Below are 5,157 nucleotides of genomic sequence, written 5' to 3' on the forward strand. Positions count from 1 at the left end.
GACATCCACACCTTTCCCGTTGTCTTTGATTTCGAGGTATACCTCCTCCTGCTGCCACAGCCTGATACTAAGCTCAGGGTTTTCAATGCCTTTGTAAGCGTGCTTGAATGCATTGGTGATCAGCTCATTCACAATAAGGCCGAGCGGAACTGCCATTTTAAGATCCAGTACAAGAGGTTCAATGTCCGTCCGCAAGCTGAAATCCTCCGAATAGCCGAAAGACTGCATTAACCCTTTCACCAGGTCCTGTATATATTCCTTGACACTTACCCCGGCCACATTATCGGTTTGATACAATTGCTGGTGGATCAGCGACATTGCCTCTACCCTTTGCTGTCCTTCCGTCACTGCCTGGATCGCCTTCTCATCCTCCAAACGGCTGGCCTGCAAGGATAACAGACTGGATACAATCGCGAGATTATTCTTCACCCGGTGGTGCAGTTCCTGCATCAATTCTTTCAGCTGCGTCGCCTGAACACTGATCCGGCTGTTGGCTTCAGACAGGTTACTGTTGGTGATTTCGAGTTTCTGGTTCACCCGCTGGATAATCCTGTACTGCCACAATGCGATTGCCAGCAGGAAAGCCAGCATGGAAATGCCGCCATAAAGCCACCACAACTGCCGTTTTTTCTCATAATTCTCAGTACCCAGCCGCTGAATGCGCTCCTGGTTTTCCTTTGCCTGAAACCTCGTTTCCGCCTCGATCAGCTGCCTGCTTTTCTCCGAATTAAATACGCTGTCGCGGTAAGCAACCCACTGGTTCTGGTAGTTCAGCGCCTGTTCAAACTCGCCTTTCTTTTTGTAGATGTTCGTCAGCATCTCGTAGATATGCATATAATCATTGATCCGCTGCGGACTTGTTTTGGCCATTTCAATGGCTTTTTTGACATATTGTTCCGCCTCGTCGGGCCTGTTGAGCAGGAGTAATGTGTTGGGAAGATTGAGGTAAACCATTTTCTCAAGAAACTCGTCGGACTCTTTCCTGGCATAATCGAGCAGCTGCATGTAAGTATTCAGCGATTCCTGATACCTGCCTGCATTTTTGAGGATAATACCTCTGTTGAAAAGTGTAGACGAGAAGTCGGCGCCCAGCTTTTTATATATTTTTAAAGCCTTATCATTGTAAGCGAGTGCACCGTTGTAATTTTTCCTGATATCCTCCACAGTCGCGAAATCGGTGTACATATTGGCCACTTCATCTTCCATCTTGCTTTTCTCGGCAAGCGACAGCCCTCTCCGGAAGTAGTGTTCAGCCAGTTTCAGGTCATTTACGGTAATATAAACCGCGCCTATTCTTTGCAGCGCCCTGATCTCCCGCCGCACTTCCCCGGCTTTCTGAAACAATGCGTGCGCCTTCTGATAATTTGAAACCGCCGCATTGGAATTACTCTGTACCTTTTGCAGCCAGGCCATCAACATATAAGTCCTTCCTTCCCATACGCGGTTCTCCTTATCAACAGCCAATTGCATCATTTCAGCAACTGCGCTGGCGACCCGGGCGAATTTGAGCAGATCTATCATATCGTACCCGTAATTATTCAGGTCTTCAAAGCGCGCTGAATCGGGTTTGGTGCTGATTTTATCTCGGAATGTGGAAAATCCGGTTGAATCCGGCTGCGCGTAACTGCTGAAAACAATGGCCAGCACAGCTGTAATCGAAAGTAGAAGTGATTTCATGAAACTGAATTGAGAGCAATGGAGGTACCACACGGAATGCCGTTACCCAAAACTAAAGTAACCGCCACAATTAGCCAAATGAAAACAAATCAGCAACGAAATCTGCCTATCCGGATGCAAACCTGTTCTGATACGGGTTGGTGCATCGTTTTCACTCACATCGAAATAAAGGAAGAATTCAGTAAGCCAGGCGCTTTTGAGAATGCCTTGTTACTGCCCAAAACCTTGAAATTTTGAGGTCTGGTGGATATATTTGTTCAGACAGTTACTCCCACTGAACATCTGACGGATGATAACGGACGCACTCACATACCTGCGTGAAGAAATAAAAAACTATTTCCCTGAATCAAAAGAGCTTCAATTATCTGGCAGCCTTGCTAATCAGCCGCGCTTTAATTTTTATTTTGAAATCACCGGCGGGTTGCGTTTTCTGCTGTACCTCAACTGGGACGGTGACGGCGAAAGTTTTACATTGAAATGTCTGGAATTCGTAGAAGCTGGTGTGCTGAAAAAGCTTGTTACTTCTTATCCCAACTTCGGCTCCAAAGTATTTAACATCGGGCAGCCCAGGTCTACGATCGGATTTTTGTATAAAGGAAGAAACACTTTGCAGCCGCTGTTTACAAGCGGCTATTTCAATGAACCACTTGGTACCTCGGACATCAGCTGCGGCCAGCTTCTGAACTCCATTGATCCTACATTAATAATCCGGAGCTGAATAGCCGTTTATCCAAATTATCAGCAGGTTACCGCAACCTGGCCAATTGCATTTCAATGGTATCGTGGTTCATGACAAAATGCAGCTGCATTGATTTTGGTGTGCGGTTTCGAACCGAGATCACCAGTGTGTCCATTCGCTTGTCCGCGTAGCTTGGACTCGGATGAACAAAGCGGATGTTGTTTTTCAGACTGTCAAATTCGTAAGAACCTGTGAGACTTTCATCAGCCTTGTACCGGTACGGGTTCGGACTGAATGCGCAGCCGTTCCAGCCTGCAAAATACACCTTGTTCCACGCTTTGGAATCTGTCAACCAGGCAACCGGGCCTAATGGATGGTTGTTTTTAATTAGCTTTTCCACCTTCCAGGTACCTTTGAGCACGGTGTCCGTTTTGGCAGTTACAACGTAATATTGAATGGTGCAAAATGCAGCTGCGATGACCACGACACGCAATGCATTTTTTAACAAACCGGATTTGTCCGATACCCGCGGCAGCTTTTCCACAAGGTCCCAGAATGCAGTTTTGAGCTTTTGAAAATCGAGCAGTAGCAGGAAAGTAAGACTGATCGTGTAGATAACCGAATTGAAGAATGCGCCTGCGGCAATCTGATAAAACATGTTAATCAGCACAATGTTGACCATGACCGGCAATAAAACCATGACGCCGATCAACGTGGTGCGACGGAAAAGAAGGAGTATTGAGCCGCCCACCTGGAACAATGCGAGGATCACCGCCAAAGTGTAGGAATAGCCAAAGTAGTACCAGGTAAGCGCAAAGCCACTCAGTTCACCCAGCGGAATATCGAGGTTAAACTCCGGTGATTGGAGCTGCGTTTTCAGGATTTTGGCAAAACCGTAAACTGAAATAGAATAAGCCAGCCAGTAACGGATCACTCCCTGCAAAACGGCGTGGCGGATGCCGCTGTTAACTGCCCCTGCATTCTCTTTTTCATGCCAAAGATGCGCATAAACAAGCCCACCCAGAATGGCTATGATCACAATGCCGATCAGCAACGGATGAAAGTAATGCCCGTATTTGTGTAAGAATGAAGCCGGGACAAAGTTCAGTATGAAAGTAAAAGATGTCAATATAGCCAGGATCCCCAAAGTGCTTTCGCAGATTTTCAGGAAGAGGGAGGAGCAGGACTGAGAAAAAGTTTCGGTCATAACGATACAGGAAAGCGCTGGGATCCTGTAAAGCTATGACCGAAAGAGAAGTTTTGAAAGTATATAAGTGCCTGTTTTTGAGCAAACAGGAATTAACTTATTCTTTCACCAGCAAGCCCGGGTACAATGTGCCGTCAGCTGTGGGGAATTCGATGTTTAATAATTTGGCAATCAACGGCGCGATATCCTGCAAACCCATTTCCGGAATCACTGCACCTTGTTTAATACCTTTTCCAAAAGCCACAAAACCAGTTTGTATTTCTTTGAAATCAGGGAAAAAGCCGTGGGTACCGCCGCTGGCAGCGCGCATGAAGTCACCCGTAGCTGCGCCGCTGATCGTGATACCTTGCACAGGTGCGATAGCCAGTGCTGCATTCGGGTCTGAGCCTACTGCGTCCAGTGCTGCACGATCTTTGACGGCAAACATTGCCTTTTGATTAGCGGGCAGTTGGTTCAGGATCTGCTTTACCTTGTCCAGCGTTTTGGTATCATTCTTATCTTTCAAATGTAAAAACGCCGATCCGCCTGAACCGTGAAAATAAGCTTTCCAGGCAGCCTTGTTGTTCGGATCGTATAGTCCGGCTTTTGCGAGCAGGATATTTGGCGCAATGGCCGTGTGAATGTCCACAAAGCCGTGGTCACCTGTGATAATAAATGTGGTTTTATCCCTGATACCGGCCTTTTCAGTAGCTTCAATAATTGTTCTGATATTGCGGTCAACTCCGGCTAACGAGGATTTTACCTTATCCCCTTCCCTTCCCTCTTCGTGTTCGAAATGGTCCACTGCAACCAAATGCACTGCCAGGAAGGAAGGTTTGTGCTTGCGGATCAGGTAGCTGCTGATGCGCGCATTGTTTTCGTCGATGCTCAGGTAATCTGCGTCAAAATCAATTTCATCGAGCTTGCCAGTCGCATGCTTCTGCACTTCTTCGAACAAACCTTTCGGCGTAGAATTATCCGTTAGTGCCTTGATGACCGTGCGTTTACCGCCTTTCGTTTCAGGCAAATTCCAGTACTCAGGTACATTGTAGCTGGCGGGACTGTTGAGCGACACCGGCCAGAAAACCGACGCGGTCACCAACCCTTTGTCTTTCGCCGCGCTGAAAATTGTTGGAACCTTGATCGTGTTATAATCCCAGATCCATTTGCCGGTAACTTCGAGCGGCTCGGAAGGCGTATTGTAATAAACCCCGTGCTTCAAAGGCTTCACGCCGGTAACCATGGTGGTATGGGAAGGGTATGTAACAGAAGGAAAAACGCCGGTTACCCCGTCGGAGTAAGCGCCAGTTTGCATTCCCTGCCGCACATTGACCATATTCCAGGCAGGATCTTTGTAAAACTCCGGCCGCAATCCGTCAATGCTGATCAGGATCACATGGGATTCCTGAGCGAAGGCGTTTAGGGAGAGTGTGAGGCCTAGTATGGAAAGTAGTTTTTTCAATTTTGAATGATTGAATGAGTGAATGAATGCGCTTCGGCTGCGCTCAGCGTGACAATAGGAAGGATGACAAAAGAAGGGATGTCTTGTCCTGAAAAAAGTGGACACGTTTGTGAAATGTTTACTTCTTCATCTAAGCTGCCTTCATTCGGTGTA

General features: G+C 47.1%; 4 protein-coding genes. 1 reads left to right on the forward strand and 3 read right to left on the reverse strand.

Annotation, left to right across the window (positions count from 1 at the left end; translation table 11 throughout):
- On the reverse strand, window positions 1–1,677 hold a 1,677-nt coding region (locus ACTIE6_RS17035), incomplete at its 3' end, for a histidine kinase dimerization/phosphoacceptor domain -containing protein (RefSeq protein ID WP_439557786.1).
- Between the two features lie 289 nt (window positions 1,678–1,966).
- Here ACTIE6_RS17035 and ACTIE6_RS17040 point away from each other — a divergent pair.
- A complete protein-coding gene (locus tag ACTIE6_RS17040) occupies window positions 1,967–2,395 on the forward strand; it encodes a hypothetical protein (RefSeq protein ID WP_439557787.1) in 429 nt (142 codons plus the stop codon).
- A 28-nt stretch (window positions 2,396–2,423) separates the two neighbouring features.
- Here ACTIE6_RS17040 and ACTIE6_RS17045 read toward each other — a convergent pair whose 3' ends face one another.
- Complete coding sequence (locus tag ACTIE6_RS17045; protein ID WP_439557788.1) at window positions 2,424–3,563, reverse strand: hypothetical protein; 1,140 nt, start codon at window positions 3,561–3,563, stop codon at window positions 2,424–2,426.
- A 97-nt stretch (window positions 3,564–3,660) separates the two neighbouring features.
- Complete coding sequence (locus ACTIE6_RS17050; protein ID WP_439557789.1) at window positions 3,661–5,004, reverse strand: alkaline phosphatase family protein; 1,344 nt, start codon at window positions 5,002–5,004, stop codon at window positions 3,661–3,663.
- Window positions 5,005–5,157 lie beyond the last annotated feature (153 nt).

The organism is Dyadobacter sp., from assembly GCF_051859145.1.
In the GTDB taxonomy this organism is placed as follows: Bacteria; Bacteroidota; Bacteroidia; order Cytophagales; family Spirosomataceae; genus Dyadobacter.

What these genes read in the sequence shown, in the direction of transcription:
- ACTIE6_RS17045 (WP_439557788.1), bottom strand. Translation starts at nt 3,563, where the DNA reads ATGACCGAAACTTTTTCTCAGTCCTGCTCCTCCCTCTTCCTGAAAATC.
- ACTIE6_RS17040 (WP_439557787.1), top strand. Translation starts at nt 1,967, where the DNA reads ATGATAACGGACGCACTCACATACCTGCGTGAAGAAATAAAAAACTAT.